Source organism: Streptomyces sp. NPDC053542 (assembly GCF_044544685.1).
Lineage (GTDB): Bacteria > Actinomycetota > Actinomycetes > Streptomycetales > Streptomycetaceae > Streptomyces.
Genome location: NZ_JBITXL010000011.1, coordinates 178925 through 205024 on the forward strand (window position 1 = coordinate 178925; position 26100 = coordinate 205024).

At 73.1% G+C, this 26100-nt stretch carries 25 protein-coding genes and 1 tRNA gene; 11 read left to right on the plus strand and 15 right to left on the minus strand.

All coding sequences use genetic code 11. From position 1 onward, the window contains the following. Nucleotides 1-10 precede the first annotated feature (10 nt). Complete coding sequence (locus ACIGXO_RS28430) at nt 11-349, minus strand: hypothetical protein (RefSeq protein ID WP_399792444.1); 339 nt, start codon at nt 347-349, stop codon at nt 11-13. Here ACIGXO_RS28430 and ACIGXO_RS28435 point away from each other — a divergent pair. Beyond that, nucleotides 338-574 (plus strand): hypothetical protein, encoded by a 237-nt coding sequence (locus ACIGXO_RS28435; protein WP_399792445.1) that lies wholly within the window; start codon nt 338-340, stop codon nt 572-574. The genes ACIGXO_RS28430 and ACIGXO_RS28435 overlap by 12 nt on opposite strands. Before the next feature lie 116 nt (nt 575-690). Here ACIGXO_RS28435 and mshC read toward each other — a convergent pair whose 3' ends face one another. The 4 genes from mshC to ACIGXO_RS28455 all read right to left on the minus strand — a co-directional run bounded on the left by mshC (nt 691) and on the right by ACIGXO_RS28455 (nt 4226). Next, nucleotides 691-1920 (minus strand): cysteine--1-D-myo-inosityl 2-amino-2-deoxy-alpha-D-glucopyranoside ligase, encoded by a 1230-nt coding sequence (gene mshC, locus ACIGXO_RS28440; protein ID WP_399792447.1) that lies wholly within the window; start codon nt 1918-1920, stop codon nt 691-693. 110 nt (nt 1921-2030) lie between these two features. Further along, a complete protein-coding gene (locus tag ACIGXO_RS28445; protein ID WP_399792449.1) occupies nt 2031-2867 on the minus strand; it encodes an SCO1664 family protein in 837 nt (278 codons plus the stop codon). Beyond that, nucleotides 2831-3421 (minus strand): DUF3090 domain-containing protein, encoded by a 591-nt coding sequence (locus tag ACIGXO_RS28450; RefSeq protein ID WP_399792451.1) that lies wholly within the window; start codon nt 3419-3421, stop codon nt 2831-2833. The genes ACIGXO_RS28445 and ACIGXO_RS28450 overlap by 37 nt, the downstream gene beginning before the upstream one ends. Before the next feature lie 106 nt (nt 3422-3527). Then, nucleotides 3528-4226, minus strand: a complete 699-nt coding sequence (locus ACIGXO_RS28455) for a histidine phosphatase family protein (protein WP_399792453.1) — start codon at nt 4224-4226, stop codon at nt 3528-3530. Nucleotides 4227-4309: 83 nt separating this feature from the next. Here ACIGXO_RS28455 and corA point away from each other — a divergent pair, with 83 nt between their 5' ends. Further along, nucleotides 4310-5320 (plus strand): magnesium/cobalt transporter CorA, encoded by a 1011-nt coding sequence (corA, locus tag ACIGXO_RS28460; RefSeq protein WP_399792455.1) that lies wholly within the window; start codon nt 4310-4312, stop codon nt 5318-5320. Nucleotides 5321-5428: 108 nt separating this feature from the next. Here the strand turns inward: corA and ACIGXO_RS28465 are convergent, their stop codons facing one another. Both ACIGXO_RS28465 and ACIGXO_RS28470 read right to left on the minus strand, forming a co-directional pair. Next, on the minus strand, nt 5429-6217 hold the full coding sequence (locus tag ACIGXO_RS28465) for a ferritin-like domain-containing protein (RefSeq protein WP_399792457.1): 789 nt from the start codon (nt 6215-6217) through the stop codon (nt 5429-5431). Between the two features lie 258 nt (nt 6218-6475). Beyond that, entirely contained in the window at nt 6476-7531 is a 1056-nt protein-coding gene (locus ACIGXO_RS28470; protein ID WP_399792459.1) for an LLM class F420-dependent oxidoreductase, read from the minus strand. Between the two features lie 157 nt (nt 7532-7688). On the opposite strand from ACIGXO_RS28470, the gene ACIGXO_RS28475 reads away from it, so the two are divergent. Continuing rightward, entirely contained in the window at nt 7689-8672 is a 984-nt protein-coding gene (locus ACIGXO_RS28475) for an aldo/keto reductase (RefSeq protein ID WP_399792461.1), read from the plus strand. Next, nucleotides 8669-11596: a helix-hairpin-helix domain-containing protein gene (locus ACIGXO_RS28480; protein WP_399792463.1), complete on the plus strand. Its 2928-nt coding sequence runs from the start codon at nt 8669-8671 to the stop codon at nt 11594-11596. Before ACIGXO_RS28475 ends, ACIGXO_RS28480 begins: the two co-directional genes overlap by 4 nt. 179 nt (nt 11597-11775) lie before the next feature. Here ACIGXO_RS28480 and ACIGXO_RS28485 read toward each other — a convergent pair whose 3' ends face one another. After that, nucleotides 11776-12675 (minus strand): hypothetical protein, encoded by a 900-nt coding sequence (locus ACIGXO_RS28485; RefSeq protein ID WP_399792465.1) that lies wholly within the window; start codon nt 12673-12675, stop codon nt 11776-11778. Between the two features lie 47 nt (nt 12676-12722). On the opposite strand from ACIGXO_RS28485, the gene ACIGXO_RS28490 reads away from it, so the two are divergent. Beyond that, nucleotides 12723-12911 carry a DUF5703 family protein gene (locus tag ACIGXO_RS28490; RefSeq protein ID WP_030252120.1) on the plus strand — a complete coding sequence of 63 codons (189 nt, stop codon included), beginning with the start codon at nt 12723-12725 and terminating at the stop codon, nt 12909-12911. 238 nt (nt 12912-13149) lie between these two features. Here ACIGXO_RS28490 and ACIGXO_RS28495 read toward each other — a convergent pair whose 3' ends face one another. The 3 genes from ACIGXO_RS28495 to ACIGXO_RS28505 form a co-directional block, all read right to left on the minus strand. Continuing rightward, nucleotides 13150-13968, minus strand: a complete 819-nt coding sequence (locus ACIGXO_RS28495; protein ID WP_399792467.1) for a chaplin — start codon at nt 13966-13968, stop codon at nt 13150-13152. A 172-nt stretch (nt 13969-14140) separates the two neighbouring features. After that, nucleotides 14141-14374 carry a chaplin ChpH gene (chpH, locus tag ACIGXO_RS28500; RefSeq protein WP_031063609.1) on the minus strand — a complete coding sequence of 78 codons (234 nt, stop codon included), beginning with the start codon at nt 14372-14374 and terminating at the stop codon, nt 14141-14143. A gap of 193 nt (nt 14375-14567) precedes the next feature. Then, entirely contained in the window at nt 14568-15914 is a 1347-nt protein-coding gene (locus ACIGXO_RS28505) for a M20/M25/M40 family metallo-hydrolase (protein WP_399792469.1), read from the minus strand. A 250-nt stretch (nt 15915-16164) separates the two neighbouring features. Here ACIGXO_RS28505 and ACIGXO_RS28510 point away from each other — a divergent pair. Both ACIGXO_RS28510 and ACIGXO_RS28515 read left to right on the plus strand, forming a co-directional pair. Continuing rightward, nucleotides 16165-16249: transfer RNA gene (locus tag ACIGXO_RS28510), tRNA-Leu, on the plus strand. A 154-nt stretch (nt 16250-16403) separates the two neighbouring features. Then, entirely contained in the window at nt 16404-17153 is a 750-nt protein-coding gene (locus ACIGXO_RS28515; protein ID WP_399792471.1) for an HAD family hydrolase, read from the plus strand. 55 nt (nt 17154-17208) lie between these two features. Here ACIGXO_RS28515 and ACIGXO_RS28520 read toward each other — a convergent pair whose 3' ends face one another. Both ACIGXO_RS28520 and ACIGXO_RS28525 read right to left on the minus strand, forming a co-directional pair. Further along, complete coding sequence (locus tag ACIGXO_RS28520; protein WP_399792473.1) at nt 17209-18864, minus strand: ABC-F family ATP-binding cassette domain-containing protein; 1656 nt, start codon at nt 18862-18864, stop codon at nt 17209-17211. A 319-nt stretch (nt 18865-19183) separates the two neighbouring features. Beyond that, the gene (locus ACIGXO_RS28525; RefSeq protein WP_399792475.1) at nt 19184-20611 is read right to left on the minus strand and encodes a cytochrome P450; all 1428 of its coding nucleotides are present in this window, start codon (nt 20609-20611) and stop codon (nt 19184-19186) included. A gap of 124 nt (nt 20612-20735) precedes the next feature. Between ACIGXO_RS28525 and ACIGXO_RS28530 the strand changes: the two genes are divergently transcribed. Beyond that, a complete protein-coding gene (locus ACIGXO_RS28530; protein ID WP_399792730.1) occupies nt 20736-21137 on the plus strand; it encodes a (2Fe-2S) ferredoxin domain-containing protein in 402 nt (133 codons plus the stop codon). Here ACIGXO_RS28530 and ACIGXO_RS28535 read toward each other — a convergent pair. Beyond that, nucleotides 21115-22758, minus strand: a complete 1644-nt coding sequence (locus tag ACIGXO_RS28535; RefSeq protein ID WP_399792477.1) for an APC family permease — start codon at nt 22756-22758, stop codon at nt 21115-21117. The genes ACIGXO_RS28530 and ACIGXO_RS28535 overlap by 23 nt on opposite strands. A 31-nt stretch (nt 22759-22789) precedes the next feature. Then, nucleotides 22790-23773, minus strand: a complete 984-nt coding sequence (locus ACIGXO_RS28540) for a hypothetical protein (RefSeq protein ID WP_399792479.1) — start codon at nt 23771-23773, stop codon at nt 22790-22792. A gap of 286 nt (nt 23774-24059) precedes the next feature. Here ACIGXO_RS28540 and ACIGXO_RS28545 point away from each other — a divergent pair, with 286 nt between their 5' ends. The 3 genes from ACIGXO_RS28545 to ACIGXO_RS28555 are packed head-to-tail and all read left to right on the plus strand — an operon-like array spanning nt 24060 to nt 26095. After that, complete coding sequence (locus ACIGXO_RS28545; protein ID WP_399792481.1) at nt 24060-24722, plus strand: TetR family transcriptional regulator; 663 nt, start codon at nt 24060-24062, stop codon at nt 24720-24722. Further along, nucleotides 24719-25483: a glucose 1-dehydrogenase gene (locus tag ACIGXO_RS28550; RefSeq protein ID WP_399792483.1), complete on the plus strand. Its 765-nt coding sequence runs from the start codon at nt 24719-24721 to the stop codon at nt 25481-25483. Before ACIGXO_RS28545 ends, ACIGXO_RS28550 begins: the two co-directional genes overlap by 4 nt. Nucleotides 25484-25528: 45 nt before the next feature. Then, a complete protein-coding gene (locus tag ACIGXO_RS28555; RefSeq protein WP_399792485.1) occupies nt 25529-26095 on the plus strand; it encodes an NUDIX hydrolase in 567 nt (188 codons plus the stop codon). Nucleotides 26096-26100: the final 5 nt, after the last annotated feature.

Here is a 26100-nt window from a genome sequence, read left to right on the forward strand (position 1 = left end):
AAGGTAGCACCTAATGACCACTCAGATGAGCCCCCTCGGCCAGCTCGGTCAGCTCGGCCAGCAGGGCCCCAGCACGTCCCCGTTCGGTCAGCAGGGCATGGGTCAGCAGCAGCCCTTCGGCCAGCAGATGGGCCAGCAGCCCTTCGGCCAGCAGGGCGGCATGCTGGAGCAGCTCCAGCAGCTCGGCCAGCAGCAGCCGTTCCAGCAGCTGCTGCAGCAGTTCGGGCAGCAGGGCCAGCAGGGCCAGGTGAGCCAGCAGGAGCAGCAGCAGGAGCAGCAGGTCCTGCAGCAGGTCCAGCAGGCCACGCAGGCCGCGGTGCAGCAGATCCAGCAGCAGGTGCAGACCCACCAGGCCGGCGTCGCGACCGCGTACATCGCCGTCCCGCAGCCCCTGCAGGGTCACCCGCAGGCGATCTACCTGCTCATCGGCGGTCAGGTCCGCGTGCTGACGCACCCGGTCCCCAGCACCTTCGACCTGGTCCAGGAGGCTTTCGCCTACCGCCACAAGGTCATCGGTATCTGGGACCAGCAGACCCCGCACATCCTGCGCGGCATCCACGTCCGCAACTTCTGATCCGCGGACCGGGTGAGCACCGGGTGACCGGCTGACGGCCGCCCAGGTGTGAGAAAGAAAGCGGGGCGCTTCCTCCTCGGAGGAAGCGCCCCGTTACGTATGGGCCGGTCAGTGCGTCACAGCGCGACGCCGAGCAGCGCGTCCACGGTCCGGGAGACCAGGCCGGGCGCGCCCTCGTCCGTACCGCCCCCGGCCTGCTGCCGCTCGGCCCAGCGGTCGACGGCCGCGAGTGCGGCCGGCGAGTCCAGGTCGTCGGCGAGCGCCTCGCGGACCTCCTCGACGAGCGCGTCGGCGGACGGGCCGTCGGGGCGGGAGACCGCGGCGCGCCAGCGGGCGAGCCGGTCCACGGCGTCCTGCAGGACCTGGTCGGTCCACTCCCAGTCGGCGCGGTAGTGGTGGGCCAGCAGGGCGAGCCGGATGGCGGCCGGGTCGGTGCCGTCCCGGCGCACCTTGGAGACGAAGACGAGGTTGCCCTTGGACTTGGACATCTTCTCGCCGTTCAGGGCGACCATCCCGGCGTGCACGTACGCCTTGGCGAACGGGTGCTCACCGGTCAGCGCCTGGGCGTGCGAGGCGCCCATCTCGTGGTGCGGGAAGGCCAGGTCGGATCCGCCGCCCTGGACGTCGAAGCCCATGCCCAGGTGGTCCAGGGCGATGGCGACGCACTCGATGTGCCAGCCGGGGCGGCCCTGACCGAGCGAGCCGCCGTCCCAGCTGGGCTCGCCGTCACGGGCCGCCATCCACAGCATCGGGTCCAGCGGGTTCTTCTTGCCCGGGCGCTCCGGGTCGCCGCCGCGCTCGGCGGACAGCAGCCGCATGGCCTCGGCGTCGAGGTTCGAGACCTCGCCGAAGTGCGGGTCGGACTCGACGGAGAAGTAGATGTCGCCTTCGAGCTCGTACGCGGCCCCCGAGTCCCGCAGCCGCTCCACCAGCGGCACGATGCCCGGTATGGCCTCGACGGCGCCGATGTAGTGCTGCGGGGGCAGCATCCGCAGGGCGGTCATGTCCTCGCGGAAGAGGGCGGTCTCCCGCTCGGCGAGCGCGGTCCAGTCGTCGCCGGTGGCCACGGCCCGCTCCAGCAGCGGATCGTCGACGTCCGTGACGTTCTGCACGTAGTGGACCTGTCGCTTCGTGTCGAGCCACACGCGCTGAACGAGGTCGAACGCGTTGTAGGTCGCCGCGTGCCCCATGTGGGTCGCGTCGTACGGCGTGATGCCGCAGACGTAGATACGGGCGACGGGACCGGGGGCGAGGGTCACCCGTCCGCCGGTCGCGGTGTCGTGGATCCTCAGGTCGCGGCCCTGGCCGGGCAGGGCGGGGACCTCAGAAGCGGGCCATGCATGCATGCCCTGAGCCTAACCGGACGCAGGTTCCGGATACGAACCGGAGTGTGGGTCTTGGCCGGAAAGGCCCTCTTGCGTCTTCGGCCCGGCCATGCATGGCCGGGCCGTCCCGATCACACCGGGGGCCAGGGAATAGGCGGCCATTCCCCGCTGGGCTGCGGATGTACGCCGGAGCGCAGCATCCCGGCGATCCGCTCGCGCAGTGCGGTGATCTCCCCGTCGGTGAGACATTCGGCCAGTCGGGCGGCGAGCGGCTCTCCCTCGGCGGTCTCCGCGGCCAGCCGCTTCAGCACCGCGAGGGCCTCCTCGGTCAGCGGCTCACCCGCCCAGCCCCACAGGAGGGTGCGCAGCCGGTCCTCCGCGTGGAAGGTGACGCCGTGGTCGATGGCGTACACGCGGCCGTCGGCGGTCGGCAGCAGGTGGCCGCCCTTGCGGTCGCCGTTGTTGATCACCGCGTCCAGGACGGCGAGCCGGCGCAGCCGCGGATCGTCGGCGTGCACCAGGAGCGCGGTACGGTCCTCGCCGACCTGTGCGAGGCCGACGGCCTTCCAGCCGGGCCCCGGCTCCTCGTCCTCGATCAGGGCCAGCAGCTCGGGGCTGTCGTCCTCGTCGGACGCCGTTATCCACTCCTGGACCATGCCGCGCCCGTACGGGCCGTCGCGCAGCACGGTGGGCGGGATGAGGTCCCAGCCGGTCGCCCGGGAGATCTCGTACGCGGCGACCTCGCGCTCGGCGAGCGTGCCGTCGGGGAAGTCCCACAGCGGGCGCTCCCCCGCGACCGGCTTGTACACGCACGCGCCGGACCAGCCGTCGTGCTCGACGGTGCAGTACAGGACGGCGTTGGACGCCTCGCGGACCCGGCCGCGCACGGTGAGCTCGCCGTGCCGGAGGTGCTCCTCCAGCTCGGCGGGCGTCAGGCGTCCCGCCGGTATCCGTTCTGGCGCGGACATACGTGTCCCTCCGGGTCGAGCGGCAGGCTGCACAGCGGGCACGGCGGACGGCCGGCGTTCACGACCTCCAGGGCCCGCTTGGCGAAGGCGCGGGCCATGGTGCCGGTGAGCCGGACGCGCAGCATCGGGGGGCCGTTCTCGTCGTCCTGGAGCAGCCGCTCCTCGGCCTCCGCGAGGTCCTCGTCGTTGTCGGCGTCCAGCTCGACCAGCGCCTGGGCCTCGACGATCATGCGTTCCTCGTCGCCGTCCCAGGCCAGCGCCATGGTGCCGACGCGGAACTCCTCCTCCACCGGGCTCTCCAGCGGAGCGGTGTCGGAGATCTCCGCCGGGGCGACGGCCGGGACCGGGGCGTTGCCGCCGCTGCGGCGCACCACCTCGTCCAGCAGCTCGTCCATGCGCTCGGCCAGCGCGGCGACCTGGGTCTTCTCCAGCGCGACGCTGGTGGTGCGGCCGGCCGCTGTGGCCTGGAGGTAAAAGCTGCGACGGCCAGGCAGCCCGACCGTGCCGGCCACGAAGCGGTCCGGCGCGTCGTAGAAGAACACCTGACGGGACAAGGTCCTGCTCCGATTGCTCGACTGCGGGGGTCTGTGGTCACGGGAAACGGATCACAGGATTGGCGTGGTGGGCAGCGCCGTCGCACCACCCTACTGCGCCTGCTGATCACGATGCTCCCGCGCCACCGCCGATCGCCGCGTCGCGCTCCGGGACCGTGCCGGAACCTTCCTCCTTGGGCGCCAGCGAACCGAGGTCACCGGTGTCGCCGAGCCTCACGAGGTACGGGCGCAGCGGCGTGTAGCGGACGGCGGTCACCGAGCAGGGCTCGACGGACACCCGCTGGAAGAGGTCCAGGTGCATGCCGAGGGCGTCCGCGACGAGGGACTTGATGATGTCCCCGTGCGAGCACATCACGTACACCGCCTCGGGGCCGTGCGCGTCCTCGATGCGCGCGTTCCAGGCGCGGACCGCGTCGACGGCACGGTTCTGCATGGTGCGCATGGTCTCGCCGCCGGGGAAGCCGGCGGCGGAGGGGTGCTGCTGGACGGTGGCCATCAGGGGCTCGTCGGCCAGTTCGGCGAGCTTGCGCCCCGACCAGTCGCCGTAGTCGCACTCGTTGATGCCGTCCTCGGTGTGCAGCGGCAGCCCCGGGCGGGCCGCCAGCAACGGGGCCAGCGTCTCCTGGCAGCGCTGGAGGGGGCTGGACACCGCAGCGACCAGCGGCACGGCGGCGAGCCGGCCGGGCAGCGCGGCGGCCTGCGCGGCACCGCGCTCGTCCAGGGCGACGCCGGGCGTGCGCCCCGCGAGGACGCCGGAGGTGTTGGCGGTGGAGCGGCCGTGCCGTACGAGGAGCAGCGTGGGCATGGCGACCAGCCTACGTGCCGGACGTGAGCGGAGGACGTGCCGCCCGGGGACCGCCCTGGCACGAGTGGGCCCTGGCAGCGAGAATGCCCCGTGTGATCGTGGATTGTGCCATCTACCGGAATGGCCGGCGGATCGAGAAGCCGGCGGGATACTCCACCGCGCTCGACGAAGCCCGCGCGGAGGGGCACTCCTTTCTGTGGCTCGGCATGCATGAGCCGACCGAGGAGGAGTTCGAGCAGGTCAGCGAGGAGTTCGGGCTCCACCCGCTGGCCGTGGAGGACGCACTCAAGGCCCATCAGCGGCCGAAGCTGGAGGTGTACGACGACTCACTGTTCATGGTGCTGAAGCCGATCGTGTACGACGACTCCGACGGCAGCATCGACTCGGGCGAGCTGATGCTCTTCATAGGCGACTCCTTCGTCGTCACCGTGCGGCACGGCGAGGGCAGCCCGCTGGCCTCCGTACGCGCGCGCCTGGAACACGAACCCGAGGTCCTGGAGAAGGGCCCGACGTCGGTCCTGTACGCGGTCAGCGACGCGGTGGTCGACCACTACATCGACGTGGCCGCGGAACTCCAGCTCGACCTGGAGGAGTTGGAAGCATCCGTCTTCGCGCCGGTGGGCCCGGACACCAAGGGCGGCGGGAGCACCCGGAGCACCGCGCAGACGATCTACGCCTTCAAGCGTGAGGTACTGGAATTCCGGCGCGCCACGGGGCCGTTGGCCGAGCCGATGGCCCGCCTGCAGAACCCGGGCGTGCCGTTCGTGCACGACGAGGCGCGGCCCTTCTTCCGCGACGTGGACGACCACCTCACGCGGGCCAACGAGTCCGTGGAGGGCATGGACCGGCTGCTGTCGGACATCCTCTCGGCGCACCTGGCGCAGATGGGCGTGCGGCAGAACGACGACATGCGCAAGATCTCGGCGTGGGCCGCGCTGGCCGCCGTACCGACCATGATCGCGGGCGTTTACGGCATGAACTTCGAGCACATGCCCGAACTGAAGTGGACCTTCGGCTATCCGGCGTGCCTGCTGGTCATGGCCGCCCTCGAAGTGGCGCTGTACCGCCTCTTCAAGCGGCGCGAGTGGCTGTAGGGGCTGCGTTCGCCGCGCCTTCAGGGGCTGGGCCCGCGTCTTCAGGGGCTGGGCCACCGCGCCTTCAGGGGCTGGGCGGACCGCTTCCGTACAGGCGTCAGCGGGGCGTCAGGCGAACTCGGCGGCCGCCGGGGCCGGGCCGCCCAGCGGGTCCGGCTTCTCGGGCGTCCGCAGGCCGACCAGGCGCCGCCAGCCGAACGCCCGCTCGTAGGCGTACACGGCGTGGATGCCGGCCGTGAGCAGCGCCCGCTTCACGCGGGGCCAGCGCAGGATGTGCCCCATCCGCTCCATCACGGCCAGGCTGACGTCACGGTAGACGGCGATTTCTGTCCGCGCGCTCTCCCGCAGGACCCGCCGGATCTCCTCGTCGTGCCCGGCACCGGCCAGCCGCAGCAGCTCCTCGTGGCAGTACGCGAGGTGGTTGTCCTCGTCCCTGGCGATCATCCGGACCGCCTTGCCCACCTCCGGGTGGTCGCCGAAGTACTTCTTGAGCATCGCCATCTGCTCGGCGGCCCGCTGCTCGGTGACCCTGCTGTGCGCCAGGTAGGCAATGATGTCCTGCTCCGCCAGCGGCTCGTCGCGCTGCAGCTTCTCGTGCGCGAGGCCGATGCCGCGGCGCTCCAGGAGCATCGTGTAGTCGGCGGCCGCGGGGACCGCGACGGCCTGCAGCCCGCGGCGGCGCAGCAGGGCGTTGAAGATCCGGCCGTGCTTCTCCTCGTCCGCGCCGTGCCGGGCGACCTTCGGGGCCATCGCGCGCTGGCTCTCCGGGACCAGCGCGGCGATCCGCCCGTTCTCCCAGCCGCCCTGCGACTCGCCGCTCGCGGCGATGGAGCAGAACAGCCGGAAGGACTCGTCGTGGTCCAGGATTTCTTGGAACAGACTCTTCGCCGTGAGCATCGACGGACCTCCAGGACGCCACCTCGAACAGGACACCCGCAAAGGAAAAGTCAAGTGCGGTGCGCCGTCCCCGGCAACACGGAGGCCGCTGAACTCGCCCGAACGATGGACCAGAGGGCCGTGCGCGGGGCGTAACCACCCCGGGCGTCGGCGCGTTGTGCTGTGTGACGGCCGTGGCGGGGAAGACCCCCGAGCCCCCACCACGGCCGCAGGCCCCGGCCCTGGGGCCGCCCCCCGCCCCAGGGCCATTCAGCCGTGTCAGGCCAGTCCGGCCCGTTCCAGCGCCTCGGTGCCGGCCCGCAGCGCGGCGATCCGCTCCTCCAGCGTGAAGCCAGCGGGCGACAGCGTCAGCGTGGTCACGCCCGCCGCCGCGTACGCCTGCATCCGCTCCGCGATCCGCTCCACCGAGCCGAGCAGCGTGGTGGAGTCGATCAGCTCGTGCGGGACGGCCGCCGCCGCGGCGTCCTTCTCGCCGGCCAGGTACTTCTCCTGGATCTCCGTGGCCGCCTGCTCGTAGCCCATCCGCCGCGCCAGCTGGTTGTAGAAGTTCTGCTTACGGCTGCCCATGCCGCCCACGTAGAGCGCGGTGTACGGGCGGAAGGTGTCGGCGAGCGCCGCCACGTCCTTGTCCTCGCCGACGGCCAGGGGCAGCGTCGGGCAGACGTCGAAGCCCTCCATCGTCAGCCCGGCCTTCTCCCGGCCCGCCCGGAGGTGCGAGATCGCGGTGTCCTGGAGGTGCTCGGCGGCCGGGAAGATCAGCAGTGCGCCGTCGGCGATCTCGCCCGTCTGCTCCAGGTTCTTCGGCCCGATCGCCGCGATGTAGAGCGGGACGCGCTCGCGCTTCGGGTGCACCGTGAGCTTGATCGGCTTGCCCGGCCCGCCGGGCAGGGGCAGCGTCCAGTGCTGCCCCTCGTAGGTCAGCCGCTCCCGGGACATCGCCTTCCGTACGATCTCCACGTACTCCCGGGTGCGCGCCAGCGGCTTGTCGAACTTCACGCCGTACCAGCCCTCGGAGACCTGCGGCCCCGAGACGCCGAGCCCGAGCCGGAAGCGGCCGTTGGAGAGCGAGTCCAGCGTCGCGGCGGTCATCGCCGTCATGGCGGGCGTGCGCGCCGGGATCTGGAAGATCGCCGATCCGACGTCGATCCGCTCCGTCTGCGCGGCGACCCAGGAGAGCACGGTCGCACCGTCGGAGCCGTACGCCTCCGCCGCCCAGCAGACCGCGTACCCGAGCCGGTCGGCCTCCTGTGCCACGGCGAGGTTGTCCTCGTCCATGCCGGCACCCCAGTAGCCGAGGTTGATCCCGAGCTTCATGCGGCTCCCTCACTCGAATTACTCACCGGTAATGATGCTGCTCGGGGACTGTAACTCGGGCCCCGTGCCCGGCGTAAGACGTCCACTGGCCGCCGCCGCGTTGCCGGTTGTCCACAGGTCCCCGCAAGTCCGGGACGGGCCAGTAATCTCAGGGGCCATGGAGCAAAGGCACCTCGGCCGCACCGGCCTGCGCGTGTCCCGTCTCGGCCTGGGCACGCTGACCTGGGCGCGCGACACGGACGACCGTGACGCCGCCGATCAGCTCAAGACGTTCTGGGAGGCGGGCGGCACGCTCGTGGACACCGCCGACGTCTATGCCGACGGCGGCGCCGAGTATCTCCTGGGCCGGATCGTGGAGGGCATGGTGCCGCGCCGCGACCTGGTCATCGCGACCAAGGCCGGCAGCGTCCTGGAGGCGGACCGCCGGGTCGACGGCTCCCGCCGCCATTTGCTCGCGGCGCTCGACGACTCCCTGGAGCGCCTCGGCACCGACTACGTCGACCTCTGGCAGGTCCACGCCTTTGATCCGGACACGCCGCTGGAGGAGACGCTCCAGGCCCTGGACACGGCCGTCAGCAGCGGCCGTGCGCGCTATGTGGGCGTCGCGAACTTCTCCGGCTGGCAGCTCGCCAAGGCCGCCACCTGGCAGCTGGCGGCGCCGGCCGTGCGCACCCGGCTGGCGAGCGCGCAGCTGGAGTACTCCCTCCTCCAGCGCGGCGTCGAGCGCGAGGTGCTGCCTGCCGCGCTGGACCTGGGCCTCGGCCTGCTGCCGTCCTCCCCGCTCGGCCGCGGCGTCCTCACGGGCAAGTACCGGCATGCCACGCCGCCCGATTCGCGCGGCGCGTCCGAACACCTGGCGCCGTTCGTCGCGCCGTACCTCGACGAGGCCGCCGGCCGCATCGTCGACGCGGTCGCCACGGCGGCGGACGGCCTCGCCGTCACCCCGCTCCAGGTCGCGCTGTGCTGGCTCCGGGACCGCCCCGGCGTGACCGCGCCGATCGTCGGCGCACGCACGGCGCAGCAGCTCAGAGCGGCATTGTCAGTGGAGACCCTTAGTCTTCCTGACGAGATCCGGCGTGCACTGGACGACGTCTCCGCGCCCGTGCACCGCTATCCCGACCACGACTGGAGCACCCTGTGAACACCGACCACCCCACCGGCGCCCCCGCCCCTGCCGAGGCCCCGGAGCCGCCGGCCCCGGCGGGCGATGGCGGCCCGCGGCCCGCGGGCGATGACGCGGCGGCCGCGTCCGCCGGGGGTGCGGGCGGCTCGGCCGGTACGGCCGGTGGTGCGGCGGGTGCCGGGGCCGGTGCGGACGCCGGTGCCGGGGCCGGTGGGAGCGCCGGTGGTGCGGCCGGAGCGAAAGCCTCGGCTGCTGCGCTGGCGGCCGCCGTGCGGGCCGTGGAGAGCGGCGAGCGCTCGGCGGCGTCCTTCTTCAACGAGGCACCGCGCGGCCCGGCTCCGACGGGGCCGGGCGCGGCGGGCGCGACGGGACCGGCGGCCGCTCCGGGTGCCTCGGGGGCACCCGGCGGACCGGCCGGTGGGGCCGGTGCCGCCCCCGGGGGCCGGCCCGTGGCGAACGGCGGCAGGCCGCCGGCCGGGCACGGCGCCGGTGCTGCTGCGGCTGCGCCTGCCGGGGCTGGTGCCGTGGCGGGCGCCGGCGGGCCCGCGCGTGCGGGCAGCGGGCCGGCGGGCGCGGGCGGCGGGCCGGCGGGTGGCGCGTACGGCCCCGGTACTGCTTCCGGCGGCGGCCCGCAGGGGGCACGGCCGGGCGGTCCGCAGGGACCCGGCCCGCAGGGCGGCGCAGCTCAGGGGCCCGGCCCGCAGGGCGGCGCAGCTCAGGGGCCCGGCTCGCAGGGCGGCGCAGCTCAGGGGCCCGGCTCGCAGGGCGGCGCAACTCAGGGGCCCGGCTCGCAGGGCGGCGCGGCGCGGGAGGCGCTGAGCGGGCCCCTCGCCCCGGGGATCGACGGGGCGCGCCGGGTCCTCGCGGCGGGCGGCGCTCCCGAGGCGCTGGCCGAGAAGGCCGTACGGGCGCTCGGCGAGCAGGCCGGCGAGACGCTGCGCGAGGACCCCTGGCGGCTCCTGGCCGTCGCGGGCGTGCGGCCGGAGCAGGCCGACACCTTCGCCCGCGCCCTGCTCGGCCCCGAGTGCGGCCCGGGCGACGAGCGCCGTGGCCAGGCCCTGATCGGCTGGCTGCTGGAGCAGGCCGCGCTGGCGGGCCACTCCGCGCTGGAGGCGAGCGCCCTGCGTGCCGCGCTGGCGGCGCGGGCCGTGCCGGACCCGGACGAGGCCCTGCAGACGGCGATCGCCGAGGGCGAGGTGCTGGTGTTCCAGGACGCCCTGGACGATCCGTCGGCGCCGCCGCGCCCGGCGGACGCCGAGGAGGACGAGGAGCGCCCCGTCCGGCTCCTGTTCGGCCTCGACCGCTTCGCGATGGCTGAGGAGAGCGTCGCGGACGGCCTCTCCCGCCTGCTCAACACCTTCGAGCCGATCCCGCAGACGGATGCGGAAGCGGAGGCCGAGGCGGAGGCGGACGCGCCCGTGCCCGCCGACGCCGAAGCCGCCCCGGAGGCGGGCCGGGAAGGGGCCCCGGAGGCGGCCGCAGACGCGGAAGCAGACACGGACGCAGGCACGGACGCAGACGTGGACGTGGACCTGGCAGCCGAAGCCGGTACCAGCGGGGACACTCCCGCCACGGACACCCCCGCCACGGACGTCCCCGACACGGACGTTCCCGCCGCGGACATCTCCGCCACGGACACCCCCGCGGACGCCGACATCGCCCCGCGCCCCCCGCGGGTCCCGGCCGCGCGCTGGGAGGCCGTCGCCGCGGCCGCGCCCTCGTCCTCCGCCGGGGAGCTCATCCGGGCCGCCGCGCACAGCGGCCTGGTCGCGCACACCGGCGGCGAGGCCGCCCGCGCCGAGCCCGCCGCGCTGATCGCCGCGGCCCGCGCGCTCGGCCTGCGGGCCGTCGGCGCCACCCACACCGCGGACGGCCGCCGCCGGTTCGCGGACCTCGTCACCGAAGCCACCGCGCAGTACGACGCCTCCGGCACACCGACGGCGCCCGACGCCGCGGCAGCCGCCGGGCAGCCCGCCGCCGTCACGCTCGGCGGCCTGCTGGCCGGCCGCGAAGGCCCCGGCCGGAACGCGGACGGCTCCCTCGCCCTCGACCTGCTCGTCGTGCTGGACGCGCCGCAGCTGGACCTGGAGACCGCCGCGCTGCTCATCGAGTCGCTGGCCGACGGCACCCGCCTCGTCCTCAGCGGCGACCCCGGTGTGCTGTGGTCCGCGGGCCCCGGCCGGCTCTTCGCCGACCTGCTCGCCGCCCGCTGCTGCCCGCAGGTGGCCTCCCGTACCCCGGACTTCGGCCCCATCGGCGAGCTGGTCTCCGGCGTCGGCATCGGCGAGCTGACGGAGGTCGAGGCACCGGAGAAGGAGGTCGTGATCGTTCCGGTGCGGGATGCCGGCGAGGCGGTGCACCGTACGGTCCAGCTGGTCGCCGATTCGGTACCGCGCGCGATCGGCGTACCGACGGCGGAGACCCAGGTCATCACCGTGGGGCACGGCGGCGCCGCGGGCACCCGCGCGCTCAACGCCGCGCTCAAGGAGCGGCTCAACCCCGGCCCGGGCCGGTTCGGCGGCTTCGACCCCGGCGACCGGGTCGCGTACAGCCCCGCTCCCGGCCGTACGGTGCCGGGCCAGGTCACCGGTGCGGACGCGGACGGGCTGCGGCTGGACTGCGGCGGCACCCCCGTCGTCGTGCCTCGCGACGAGGTGGCGGGCGGCGCGCTGCGGCACGGCTGGGCGCTCACGGCCCACCAGGCCGTGGGGATGCGCTGGCCGGCGGCCGTGGTGGTGGTGCCGGGCGACGCGGCTCCCGGGCTGACCCGCGCCTGGGTCTACACCGCCTTCGGACGCGCCGAGCGCCATCTGTCCGTGGTCCAGGGCGCCGACCAGGCACTCCCCCGCGCGGTCGCCGAAATCCCGGCCAAGGAGCGCACGACCCGCCTGCGCACCCTCCTCAGCCTCCAGCAGGCGGAGTGGCAGGCGGACGCCTCGTAAGACCTGCGACGTGAGCGCGCCCGTCCCGGGCCCCCGCCGAGGCGGCCGGTGTCACCGGCCGCGAGCGCGGAGGCTCCGGGGCGGGCGCAGGGGCTCCCCGGGGCGAGCGCGGAGGCTCTGGGGCGGGCGCAGGGGCTTCGGGGCGGGCGCGCACGACCACCGGGCCCGGCCCCCGGCCCTCAGCGCTCCCGGTCGATGACCTCCAGCTCGGGGTCGGCCGCGGCCCCGCCCCGGCCGTTCGCGTTCCCCCGACGGGCCCGGTTCGCGCCGTCGTCCCCCTCGGCGTCCTCGGCGTCCTCGTCCTCGTCCGGGTCCACGTCCTCGTCGTCCGAGACCACGTCCACGTCCTCGTCGTCCGCCACGACCTCGTCGTCCTCCTCGACCACGTCGACCGCGTCGACCTCGTCGTCCTCGTCCCCGAAGTCCAGCTCTTCGTCGAAGACGGAGCTGACGTCGAAGCGGCAGACGACGTGCTGCGGGTCGGCCTGCTCGAAGGGGGCTGCGAGCCATTCGCCCGGCTCCGGCGGTTCCTCCGCGGCCGCCACCCACAGCGTGGAGTCGCCTTCCTCCAGGCCGAACTCCTTGTGCCGGGAGGCGATTTCGTCCGGCTCGTACTCCCCGAAGAGCACGCCGAGCGCCGCGTGCACGCTGCTGCCGACCACGGCGGCCGCCGCGTTCCCGCCGGGCCTGGACGGGCTCTGCGCGGCGCCCGGTTCCGTGGCCGAGCCGGGGTCGAGATCGGCGATGCGCTGCGCCTGCGACAGCAGCCGCTGCGGCTCCACGACGGTGTAGTCCCGGCGGATCAGCACGCTGAGCGCACTCGGCTCCTCGGGCCCCGCGTACGCGGGCAGCCCGTCGCTGCCGGGGATCTCGAACGGCGTGACCTCGTCGTAGGTGTCGTAGAGCAGCTCGTCGTACGCCTCTGCCGCCGCGGCCAGCTCGTCGAACGCGGCGTAAACGGCGGCATCGTCCTCGCCCGAGCGGCGTTCCACCGCGTCGAGGTGACGGTCCAGCGCGGCTTTGACCGCCTCGGCGGCGGCACGTACCTCGGCAGCGGAGGGCTGCGCAGCATCAGACATAGTGCAGACGCTATCCGTACCCGGGCCGGTCCCGCACAATAGATGCGATGCCGGAATATGAATTCTGCGATGTGTATGTGCCTCGGGGGGTCTCCCGCAAGGCCGCCACACGCCTGCTGACAGACCACGCCGAGTACGGACACTGGGAGTTGGACCGCCTCCGCCTCAACCCGGACGGCAGCCGCAAGGTGCGGCTGCGCCGCCGGATCATCCGCCAGATTCGCGCGACCTGGTGATACGGGCCCGTACCGGGTCCGATGACGCCCCGACCGCCGGGTCGGGCGGGGCGTGAAAGGCGCCCCGCCCCCGAACACCGGTGGCGGGGCAGCACCGTAAAGCGCAGTCTTTCCTCCGGTTTTGTGCCGTTTCGCGGAACTACCCGGTCCGCGAACGATCCGCCCGCCGTCCCGACGAGAACGGCCGATTCCTCACGCGCGGCGGCCGATAATCACCCCTCGGCGGCACCTCTTGCGGCTATCCCCGCACCCCTCCCGCCGCTCGGGCCTTGCGGTACACGAGGACGCCCGCGCCGAGCAGGGCCGCGCCGGCCGGGAGGAGCACACCCACCGGGCCCGTACCCGTCTGTGCCAGCTGTTCGTCCGCGGCGGGCGGGGCGTCGGCCGCGGGCGTGGTGACGATCTCCTCGTGCGAGCGGGGCGGGGTCTGCGGGTGCAGGTCCGAGCCCTCGTCGCCGCCCGGCGGGGTCGATCCCGGCCCGCCCGAATCGCCCGGCTCGTGCGACGGGGGCGTCGTGCCGTCACCCGGCGGCTGGGACGGGCCCGGCGATTCCGGTCCGCCCGGCGAATCCGGCCCACCCGGCGAATCCGGTCTGCCCGGGGGCTCCGGCTGACCGGGGCCGGAGGACGCGCAGTCGCCGCACTCGGCGCCCGTCGCGGAGTTGAGCGCGCCCACGACGTCCACACTGTTCCCGCAGGCGTTGACCGGGGCGTCCACGGAGACCTGCACGGTGTTCCCCGAGCCGACTCCCGGGGAGTCGTCGGTACCGCCCTTCGCTCCGGCGCTCGGGCCGGAGCCGTGCGTTGTGCCACCGGAGCCGTTCCCGCAGCTGTTCCCCGCGGCCGGGTTGAGCAGGCCGACCACATTGACGGTGTTTCCGCAGGCATTGACCGGGACGTGGACCGGGACCTGGACCGTATTTCCCGACAGCACCCCCGGTGAATGAGCGGACGCGCCGCTCGTGCCCGAATCCGCGTGCGCGTAACCGCCGGAAACGGCGAGCGCGCCACTCGCGGCCACCACAGTGATCAGGCTTTTTCTCGCGACCTTACGCATAGGTCGTCCCTTCCCCTTTTTGCTTTTCGAAGGGCGGACAGAGCGTGGGTTCCCGTCCGCCGGGACGGACGGTCGTGGGTGCCCGTCCGTCGAAAACCCTTCGGCCCCGGAGCGCATGGGACGCGCTGCGGGGCCGACCGGGATCACACCCCCATGGGAGTGATCGTCAACGTCAGTCGTTGACGCAGGTGTTGCCGAAGGCGGGGTTCAGCAGCCCGATCACGGAGACCGTGTTGCCGCAGGCGTTCACCGGAACGTGGACCGGCACCTGAACGGTGTTGCCGGAAAGGACACCGGGGGAATTGAGGGCAGCACCCTGCGCACCCGAGTCGGCGACGGCCAGGCCCGCACCCGCGAGCATCAGACCACCAGCAGCAGCCGCAGCAGCGACGACCTTCTTGATCATTGTTCCTCCTTGTAGGCAATGCGACCGCAAACTTCGGGCCGCACACCATGTAACGAGGAAGATGTATTGAAGCTACGAGCCTATGGTTTCATTCACTCTTTTCAGTTAAGTGCTCACGAAAGGCTGACCCGTGTTGACGCGCGGCGCCGACAGCGCCGCCCCACGCGTTCCCGGCTCCGGTCGCCGCGGGGCCTCAGCTGAGCTCGATGAACCGGTCGAGGACCCGCGTACCGAACTTGAGGGCGTCCACCGGCACCCGCTCGTCCACGCCGTGGAACATGCCCGCGAAGTCCAGCTCCGGCGGCAGCTTCAGCGGCGCGAATCCGAAGCCGCGGATGCCGAGGTTGTCGAAGTGCTTCGCGTCCGTACCGGCGGAGAGCATGTACGGCACGGCCTTCGCGATCGGGTCCTCGGCCCGCAGCGCGGTCTGCATGGCATCGACGAGAGCGCCGTCGAAGGTGGTCTCCAGCGCCTTGTCCGCGTGGATGGGCTCGCGCTTGACCCGCGGCCCGAGGATCCGGTCCAGGTCGGCGTGGAACTCCTCCTCGTACCCCGGCAGGAAGCGCCCGTCGACGTGCGCGGTGGCCTGCCCGGGGATGACGTTGACCTTGTACCCGGCGCCCAGCTGCGTCGGGTTGGCGGTGTTCCGCAGCGAGGCGCCGATGAGCTTGGCGATGCCGCCGAGCTTGGCGAGCGTCTCGTCCATGTTCTCCGGGTCGAGCTCGGTGCCCAGCGCGTCTCCGAGCTCGTCGAGGAAGTGCCGCAGCGTCTTGGTCACCCGCACCGGGAACTCGTGCTGCCCCAGCCGCGCGACCGCCGCGGACAGCTCGGTGATCGCGTTGTCCTTGTGGATCATCGAACCGTGGCCGGCCGTGCCGTCCACGGTCAGCTTCATCCAGTCCATGCCCTTCTGGGCCGTCTCGACGAGGTAGAGCCGCAGGTTCTCGTTGACGGTGAACGAGAAGCCGCCGACCTCGCTGATCGCCTCCGTGACGCCCTCGAACAGCTCCGGGTGCTCCCGGACGAGGTGTCCCGCTCCGTACACGCCGCCGGCCTCCTCGTCCGCGAGGAACGCCAGCACGATGTCGCGCGGGGGCTTGCGGCCCGTGCGCAGCCGGTCGCGGACGACCGCCAGCGTCATCGCGTCCATGTCCTTCATGTCGACGGCGCCGCGGCCCCATACGCACCCGTCCACGATCTCGCCCGAGAACGGGTGGTGCGTCCAGTCCACGGCATTGGCCGGCACGACGTCCGTGTGCCCGTGGATCAGCAGCGCGGGGCGCGACGGGTCCTCGCCCTGGATGCGGGCCACCGTGGAGGCGCGCCCCTTGTGCGACTCGAAGATCTGCGGTTCCAGCCCGACCTCGGCGAGCTTCTCCGCCACGTACTCGGCGGCCACGCGCTCCCCCGGGCCCGAGTGATCGCCGTAGTTGCTCGTGTCCATCCGGATCAGGTCGCGGCACAGATCGACGACCTCGTCCTCGCCGGTGACGGCCGGTACCTGCCTCGTCGCGTCCGGTGCGGGCTTCGACTCGCTCACGCTGCCTCCTCATGCTTCACGGCCGCGGCTCGCGCCGGTACGCGCGGTCACCGCGGCGGGGTCTGCTGCCATCCTCCCTCTCCCCCGGCCCGCGCCCAAGGCCGCAATACCCCCGACACACGCTGGTCACAGGCCCGCGCCGACGCGGCCCTCGGAGCGCCCCCGCCGAGCGCGTGATCGACCACCCCCAAATGTTTGCTATGGTTTTCCACGTCGGAACGGCCCAGGCGGCCCGCCCGACAGACACCTTGTCCGGGTGGCGGAATGGCAGACGCGCTAGCTTGAGGTGCTAGTGCCCTTTATCGGGCGTGGGGGTTCAAGTCCCCCCTCGGACACACAGTGCGGCGAGGGCCGGTCGAGTTGATACTCGGCCGGCCCTTCGCCATGTGCGGCGGCTGCCGTTCCACCGATACCCCCGTGCGCCGGACCGGCTTCGCACGATAACTCCGTGCGCCGGGCCGGGTCCGCTCACTAGCCTGCGCGGGCCGGATGAACGGATGGACGGCGGACGGCTTGCGCGCGGGAGGAACGGCGTTGGGTGGTACGGAGAAGGTGCTGATCTTTGACGCGGATGACACGCTCTGGGAGAACAACGTCATCTTCGAGCGGGTCATCGAGGAGTTCCTGGACTGGATGACGGACCCCGAGATCGGGCTGCGGCTCGGGCGGGAGGGGGTGCGCGCGGCCCTGGACGCCGTCGAGGCGGCCAACGCCGAGGTGCACGGCTACGGCAGCAAGGTCTTCCTGCGGAGCCTGGGCGAGTGCCTGGCGCAGCTGCACGGCCGGGACGCCACCGCGGCGGAGCTGGGGCGGATCGCGGCCTGGGCGGCATCGTTCGACGGCGGCACCGTGGAGCTGATCCCCGGGGTCGCCGCCACCCTCGCCGAGCTGGCGGGGCGGCACGAGTTGCTGCTGCTGACCAAGGGCGACGCGGAGGAGCAGCGGCGGAAGGTGGACAACTCCGCGCTGGCGCACCACTTCCGCGGTGTGCACATCGTCGCGGAGAAGGACGTCGGCACCTACCGGAACCTGGCGCGGGAGTACGCGCTGACGCCGGAGTCGGCCTGGATGATCGGCAACTCCCCCAAGTCGGACATCCTCCCCGCGCGTGCCGCCGGGATGAACGCGGTGTTCATCCCGAACGACAACACGTGGGTGCTGGAGCACAGCGAGCTGGATCCGGCGGACGAGAGGGTGCTGCGGCTCTCCGCCTTCACGGAGCTGCTCCACCACTTCTGAGCGCCCCCCGTGGGCGATACCCGGCGCCCCCCGTGGGCGATACCCGCCCGGAGCGCTACTCCGCCGGTATGCCCGGCTCCGGTGTGCCCGGCTCCGGGGCTGCGTCCTGGGGCGGGCTGCCGAGGTCCAGCGTGCGGGTGATGCCCGCCTCTGCCAGGAATCGTTCGTCGTGGCTCACCACGATCAGGGCTCCTTCGTATGCGTCGAGGGCGGTGACCAGCTGGCGCACGGACGCCAGGTCGAGGTTGTTGGTGGGCTCGTCGAGGAGCAGGAGCTGGGGCGCCGGCTCGGCGAGCATGAGGGCGGCGAGGGTCGCGCGGAAGCGCTCCCCGCCGGAGAGGGTGGCGGCCGGCTGGTCGGCGCGGGCGCCCTTGAAGAGGAAGCGGGCCAGCCGGGCCCTTACGTGGTTGACGGTGGCCTGCGGGGCGAAGCGGGCGACGTTCTCCGCGACGGTCAGCCGGTCGTCGAGCACGTCCAGCCGCTGGGGCAGGAAGCGGTGCGGTACGTGGACCACCGCCTCGCCCGACAGCGGGGCGAGCTCGCCGGTGACCGTACGGAGGAGGGTCGTCTTGCCGGAGCCGTTGGGTCCCGTGAGGGCGAGCCGCTCGGGGCCGCGCAGCTCCAGGTCGACGCGGGTGCCGCAGCGGGTCGTCAGGCCCTGGAGCGTGAGCACGCCGCGGCCCGGGGGCACGGCGGTGTACGGGAGGTCGATGCGGATCGCGTCGTCGTCGCGGACCGCCTCGGCCGCTTCGCTGAGCCGCTCCTTGGCCTCCTTGAGCTTCTCGGTGTGCATGATGCGGTGCTTGCCCGCGGAGACCTGGGCCTGGCGCTTGCGCTCGTTCATGATGATCTTCGGCTCGCGCTTGTTGGCGGCCATCTTGTTGCCGTAGCGCACCCGGCGGGCCAGTTTGACGTGGGCGTCGGACAGTTCGCGGCGCTGGCGCTGCACGTCCGCCTCGGCGACCCGCACCATGCGCTCGGCCGCCTCCTGCTCGACGGCGAGGGCCGCTTCGTACGCGCTGAAGTTGCCGCCGTACCAGTGGACCTCGCCGGCCCGGAAGTCGGCGATCTGGTCGACCAGTTCCAGCAGCTCCCGGTCGTGGCTGACCACGACCAGCACGCCGGACCAGCGCTCGACCGCTTCGTGCAGCCGGGCGCGGGCCCGGCGGTCGAGGTTGTTCGTCGGCTCGTCCAGGAGGAGCACGTCCGGGCGGCGCAGCAGCAGGGCGGCCAGCCTGAGCAGGACGGACTCGCCGCCGGACACCTCGCCCAGGGTGCGGTCCAGCTCGATGCCGTGCAGGCCGAGCTGGTCGAGGGTGGCGCGGGCGCGCTCCTCGACGTCCCAGTCGTCGCCGACGGCGGTGAAATGCTCCTCGCTCGCGTCGCCGCCCTCGATGGCGTGCAGCGCCTTACGGATGCGGGCGATGCCCAGCACTTCGTCGACCGGGAGGGCCGTGTCCAGGGTGAGGTTCTGCGGGAGATAGCCGATGTCGCCGGTGGCCTTGACGCTGCCGGCGGCCGGCGTCAGCTCGCCGGCGATGAGCTTCAACAGGGTTGATTTTCCGGCGCCGTTGAGGCCGATGAGGCCCGTGCGGCCGGGGCCGATGGTGAGCTGGAAGTCGTCCAGGACGGTCGTGCCGTCGGGCCAGGCGAAGCTCAGGCCGGTGCAGACGATGGAGGCGGCGGGGCCGGCGTGTGAGGACATGGACATACGGGTCTCCTGGAGGCAAAGGGGTGGGCTGTTGGAGCAGCACAGGGAGACACCGCAGGTGCGGGGGACCGTGAAGGTGCCGGCCGCCGGGGATGCGTACGGAACTGCCGTACGCATCCCGCGCACACCGGGGTGTACGCGGGCGGCCGGACGGCCGTCGTGGGCACGATGGCACGCCGAGGTCGGGTCACGATGCGCTGGACCAGCGCGGTGTCTCAGGACCTCAGACGAGCAACGGCCTTCTCCAATCGACGGCAATGGGGCCGGGAAAGACGCTACGCCGGTCGAGACGAAAACGCAAACACTATTTTCGTTGCGTTTACGCCGCGTCGCTGCCCGGCGAGGGCTTTCGGCGCGACCGCAGCCGGACCCGCGCCGGGCCCTTGGCCTGCAAGGTGATGCCCGCGGCCACCGGTACCTCGGCGTCGTCCACCGCCGTCAGCTCGTACCCGCGCAGCAGCGTCGCCAGCGCCAGTACCGACTCCAGCATCGAGAAGTGCTGGCCGATGCAGGCCCGCGGCCCGCCGCCGAACGGGAACCACGCGTACCGGTGCCGCTCGGCCACCCGCTCCGGCGTGAACCGCTCGGGGTCGAACCGCTCCGGGTCCTCCCAGAGGTCCGGGTTGCGGTGCGTCACCCAGGGGGCGACCACGACGTCCGAGCCGGCCGGGATGCGGTAGCCGCCGATCTCCGTGTCCGCGCCGGCCCGGCGGCCGACCACCGGAGCGGCCGGGTAGAGCCGCATGCCCTCCTTGAGCACCTGCGTCAGATACGGCAGCCGCTCCAGGTCGGCGGCGGTGGGCGCACGGTCGCCCAGTACCTCGTCGACCTCCTGCCGGGCGCGCGCCTGCTCCTCCGGGTGGCGCGACAGCAGGTGCAGCGTGAAGGCCATCGAGGTGGCGGTGGTCTCGTGCCCCGCGAGGAGGAAGACCAGCACCTGGTCGCGGATCTCGGTCGCGTCCAGGCTGCCGTCCTCCTCGCTGCCGGCCTGCGCGAGAAGGGTGAGCAGGTCGTCGCCGACCGGGCCCTCGGGGGCGGCGCGGCGCTCGGCGATGATCCGGTCGCAGACCGCGTACACCTCCGCGATCGCGGCCATCGCACGGCGGTTGCCGGGGGTGGGCCACTCGCGGGGCACGTTCACCGGAGCGTACGCGCGGCTCAGGGCGTAGGAGTTGATCACCGGGAAGGAGCGGTGGATGACCTCCACGGCGGCCTCCACGTCGGCGCCGAAGAGGATGCGCGCGACCGTGCGCAGCGCGAGCCGGCTCATCTCGCCGACGAGGTCGACGGTCGTCCGCTCGCCCCATCGTTCAACGACCGCCTCGGCCTCCTGCGCGATCGCGTCGGCGTACCCGTCCACCCTGCGCTTGGTGAAGAGCGGCTGCACCAGCCGCCGCTGCCGCAGATAGTCGGCGTCCTGGCTGGTCAGCAGGCCGTTGCCGAAGGCGGCCCGGACCTCTTCGTAGAACGGGTTGTCCTTGCGGAAGTTCGCCGACTCCGTGGCGAGCACCTGCTGCACACCCTCGGCGGAGAAGACGCCGTGCAGCACCGTCCGCAGGCCGGGCGGCCCCGCCGACACCCGCACCACGTCACCGTGGTCGCGGCGGGCCCGCAGGAACGCCCCCAGCGAGTCCTGCTGCAGTTCGAACATCGACCCGAGGAGGGGCAGCCCCTTGGGGCCAGGTATGCGCGTCGCCGCACCAGAGGGCGCAGCGCCGGAGCCGGTATACGTGTCAGTGTCTGTCATGTCAGCGGTCCTACCCCAAAGACCCCCGTGTCACCGTGAGTTGAGGGACACACCCGTGGACCGCCCGTGGACCATCCGTGGGCCCTCCGGAGCGGCACCGGCACCCCCGTACGATGGAGCGGTGATCAGCAAGCGTTCCCGCCGCCCCGCCGCCCAGGCCGCCTCCTGCCGTGTCACGGTGTGCCGCGGCTGCTGCTGCGGTGACGCGGGCAAGATTCCCGGTGTCGACCACGCGGGACAGATCCCGCGGCTGCGCGCCGCGCTGGACGGCGCGGCCCCGGTGCGCGCTTCGGAGTGCCTGGACGTCTGCGACCAGGCGAACGTGGTCGTGGTCCAGCCGTCGCCCGAGGGGCGCGCGGCGGGCGGCCGCCCCGTATGGCTGGGCCTGGTCAACGACGACGAGGCGCTGGCGGACATCGCCGCGTGGATACGGGCGGGCGGCCCGGGCATCGCCGAGCCGCCCGGCATCCTGGACCTCTACGCCATCAAGGTCTCCCGCCGCGTCAGCGCGTCCCTGGAGGGCTGAGGAGGCCCCGCCCGGGCTCCGTGCCCGGCTCCGCGCCCGGCGCCCCGTCAGCGGTCGCCTGCGCCCCGTCCGAGGCCGCCTGCGCCCCGTCAGCGGCCCCCTGCGCCCCGTCAGCGGCCGCCTTCGCCAACTGGAACGCCTCGTTGCCCAGGCCGATCCGGGCGTGCACCTCGGGGCGGGTGGCGCGCAGCACGCGCCCGTACACGAGTCCCACGACCGCCGCGAGGCCGATGAGGGCCGGCAGAAGCCAGCTCAGCGCGGAGCCCGTACCGGCGCCGACCAGGACGCCGAAGTCCTTGACCGCGTAGACCAGGACGACCAGCAGGGCGAGCCCGGCGACGGCGGCGGCAATGAGCCGCCCGGCCTGGGCGCGCCCGGCACCGCGGCGTACGAAGAAGGCGATGACGGCGGCGCACGCGGTGGCCATCAGGGCGATGACCCCGAGGGCGCCGAGGTTGCCGCCCCAGGTGAAGAGCCTCAGTACGGGGGCAGTGGGGTCGCCAGTGGGCGCGCGGTCGGTGACGGCGAACGCCACGACGACGAGCAGCGAGACGACGGTCTGCAGGAACGAGCCGAGGGCCGGCGCGCCGCTGGCCTTCGAAGTGCGGCCGAGGGCGGCGGGCAGCAGGCCCTCGCGGCCCATGGCGAAGGCGTAGCGGGCCACGACGTTGTGGAAGCTGAGCATCGAGGCGAAGATGCCGGTCACGAAGAAGACGTGTAGGACGTCGGTGAAGAGACCGCCGAGGCGGGGCTCGGCGAGCGCGAAGATCAGCCCGGGGCCTTCCTTGCCGGCGGCGGCGACGACGTGGTCCGGGCCGGTGGCGACGCCGATGAGCCAGGAGCTGAGGGCGAAGAAGACCGCGGAGAAGCCGACGGCGAGGAACATCACGCGTGCCACGACGGTCCCCGGCCGGCTGGTCTCCTCCGCGTACACCGGGGCCTGTTCGAAGCCGAGGAAGCCGGCGACGGCGAAGCACAGGGCCGTGCCGAGACCGGCGCCGCCCAGCGTCGCGGGGTCGAAGGCGTGCAGCGACAGACCCTGTGGCCCGGGCTGCGCGGCGAACGCGAGGTCGAAGACCACAATGAGGGCGACCTCTATGAGAAGCAGGACGCCCAGCACCTTCGCGTTGAGGTCGATCTTCAGGGCGCCGAGGGCGCCGGTGAGCAGGACGGCGAGTACGGCGGGGACCCACCACACGACGGTGATGCCGAAGAACGTGCCGAGCAGGGCGGCGAATTCGAAGCCGAAGATGCCGTAGATGCCGACCTGGAGGGCGCAGTAGGCGGCGAGCGCCACGAAGGACGCGCCGGCGCCCGCCGTGCCGCCCAGGCCCCTGGCGATGTACGCGTAGAAGGCACCGGCGTTGTGCACGTGCCGGCTCATCTCGGCGTATCCGACGCTGAACAGCGCCATCACCACGCCCAGGATGACGAACAGCAGCGGCTGCCCGACGATGCCCATGACCTGGTACGTGGTCACCATGACGCCGGCGACGGCCATCAGCGGGGCGCTGGCGGCCAGTACGGACAGCAGGAGGCCGGGCGTGCCGATGCGGTCGGCACTCAGGGCGCGGTCCTGTCCCTTGAAGGTGCTGATCTCGTGCGTACTGCCGGTGGGCATGGCGGAACGGTCCTTTCCGGGGACGGCGGGATCAGGTGGCGCGCAGGGCGAGGTCGCGGGCGGCCCGGAAGGCGCGCGCCGGGTCGCGGTCGGGGTAGCCCCACGGCTCGGCGGTGACGTGCGGGCCGATGCGGTGGAAGAGTGCGGCCGCCTCGGCCAGCCGCCCTTCGCAGTACTTGGCGTGGGCGAGGAAGTTCAGGTCGACCATGCCGCGCGGGTGGCCGGTGCCGCGCTCAGCGCTGCCCTGGTGGGTGGCCTCGTGCTCCAGCCACCAGTCGAAGGCGGCCTTCATGGCCTGGCGGGCGCGGCGGGTGGCCCAGTGCCCGGACGCCGCGGGGTCGGCGGGCTCCAGCCCGGCGGCGGCCAGGACGCGGTACCGCTCGGCGTGGGCGACGACGGGCAGGACGGCCAGCGGGGAGTCGGCGGGGGCCTGCTCGGCGGCCCAGGCGGCGAAGTCGTAGACCTGGTGCAGCGGGTCGTCGGCGTCATCCGGCTGGTGTTCGGCGAGGCAGGCGGCCATCAAGTGGTGGGCGTGGTGGTGTCCGGGGTGCCGGGCGCGTACCTGGTCGAAGGCGTGCTCGCGGGCGTCGGGGGTGCCGGTGGCGCGGGCCAGCAGGAGCAGCGCGAGCCAGGGGGTGGGGTCGGCGGGCGCCATCCGGGCGGCGGTCAGGCAGCTCTCGCGGGCGGCCTCGGCGGACTCCTTGCCGCGCAGTACACGGTGGGCCGCGGCGGCCGCGACGAAGGCGGCGGCGTCGGGGCTGTCGGGCTCGGCGAGCTGCCACTCACGGGCCCAGACGGCGCCCGTCTTCGCGGCTCCGAGAACGAGCAGGCGGTGGCCGCGCCGGTCCCAGTCGGTACCGGTCGCGGCGAGCAGGGCCCGGGCGGCGGTCCAGCGGCCCTGTGCGAGCGCGTCGAGGCTCGCGGCGAGCTCGGCGTCGTCGAGCGCGGGACGGACTCCGGCGGGGGCCTTGCGGCGGGCGCGCCCCAGAGGTGGGGGTGGGGGCGGTGGAGTCATACCAGGGGTCTCTCCACGGCGCTCTTCCCTCCGGCGCCCCGCACGGGGCAGCTGTGCGCGATGTGCAGGTTCGATGAACGGATCGACACGGGGTGATCACAGGTGATCACAGACAGCAAAGCGGCACCGGCGGTTCCCGTCAACCCCGTTCGGTGCACCGGGGCGCCGCCAACGCCTCTACCAGCGCGGCTGTTTCGGAAGATCGCGTAAGGCCAACGGCTCCTGCCCCGGACACCAGCCACCACAGACACTCGCTTTTAATAATGGCCAGCATTAACATGAACCCATGGCGAGGACGTCAGGGTCGGAGACCCGGGAAAAGCTGATCCGCGCCGCGGAGGAGATCTTCGCGGCGCAGGGCGTCGACGGCGCCCAGACCCGCGACATCGTGCGGCTGGCCGGCCAGGGCAACCCCTCGGCGGTGCAGTACCACTTCGGTTCCCGCGCGGGCCTGCTGGACGCGGTGATGGCCGGCCGGCTGGCGCGTACGGAAGCGGCGCTCGCGCCCCTTCTGGCGGCACTGCCCGAGCCGTCCCTGGAGGAGCTGATCGAGGCGCTGGTCACGGCCGAGGCGACCCAGCTGACCGACCTGCGGGGGCTGCGCTGCCTGCGGATCTCCGCGCAGCTCAGCCACGAGAGCGGCATCCGTACGCGGACGCCGCACCCCACGCTCGCGGGCACCGCCTACTGGGAGCTGATCGAACGGATCGAGGCGTCCCTCACGGCCGGCGGGCTGCCCGAGGCGATCCGGCTGGAGCGCACGGACCTCGCGCTGACGCTGATCGGCGCGGCGCTGGCCGACCGGGCCCGGCAGTACCTCGACGGCTCGCGCCCGCTCACCACCGAGGCCGTCTTCCTCGCCGACCTCGTCACGACCACGGTGGCGCTGCTGCGCGCCCCCGCACCGGAGCAGGAACGCCCCGCTCCCCGACACAGGAGTGCACGATGACCGATCTGACCGGCAAGACCATCCTCATCACCGGTGGCGCGCGCGGGCTGGGCGCCGAGGCGGCGAAGCAGGCCATCGAGGCCGGCGCCAACGTCGTGATCACCGACGTCCTGGCGGAGGACGGCAGGGCGACCGCGGCTGCGCTCGGCGACCGGGCCCGCTTCCTCACCCACGACGTGACCTCCGAGGAGGACTGGCAGCGTGCGGCGGACTTCGCGGTCGCGGAGTTCGGCGGCCTCGACGGGCTGGTCAACAACGCGGGCATATCCATGGGCCAGCCCCTGGAGACCGTCTCCGTCGACGCCTTCCGCAAGGTGCTCGACATCAACCTCACCGGCGTGTTCATCGGCATGAAGACCGTGACCCCGCTGATGAAGGAGCGCGGCGCCGGCTCGATCGTCAACATCTCCTCCGCCGCGGGCCTGATGGGCCTGGCGATGACCGGTGCCTACGGCGCGTCCAAGTGGGGCGTGCGCGGCCTGTCGAAGATCGCCGCGGTGGAGCACGGCACCGACCGCATCCGCGTCAACTCCGTGCACCCGGGCATGACCTACACCCCGATGACGGCCGGCGTCGGCATCCAGAAGGGCGAGGGGAACTACCCCAACACCCCGATGGGCCGGGTCGGCGAGCCGCACGAGATCGCGAGCGCGGTGGTGTACCTGCTCTCCGACGCGGCGTCCTACGTGACCGGCGCCGAACTGGCGGTGGACGGCGGCTGGACCACGGGGCCGACGGTGAAGTACGTCATGGGGCAGTGACCCGCGGCGCGTGATGGCCGCACGGGCGTCTGATTGCATGACCCCATGACCGATCAGCAGCCGGAGCAGCCGGCTTCTCAGCAGCCGCGCAACGCGGACGAGATCCTCGACATCGTCGACGAGCAGGACCGGGTCGTGGGGCAGGCCCCGCGCGGCGAGGCGTACGCCCGCCGGCTGCGGCACCGCTCCACGTTCATCCTGGTCCGCGACGCGCAGGACCGGATCTTCGTGCACCGCCGCACGGCGCAGAAGCTGATCTTCCCCTCGCACTACGACCTGTTCGTGGGCGGGGTGGTCGGCGCGGGCGAGTCCTACGACGACGCGGCGCTGCGCGAGGCCGAGGAGGAGCTGGGCGTGCGCGGACTCCCCCGCCCCGTACCGCTGTTCAGGTTCCTGTACGAGTCGCCGGAGCACACCTGGTGGTCGGCGGTGTACGAGGTGCGCTGCACGCTGCCGGTCGATCCGCAGGTGGAGGAGGTCGCCTGGCACGCCTTCCTGACGGAGGAGGAGCTGGCGGCCCGGCTGCCGGAGTGGGAGTGGGTGCCGGACGGCCTGGAGGCGTTCCGGCGGCTGCGGGACTGGGAGGCCGCCGGGCGGCCGGCCGCCGGATAGGGTGC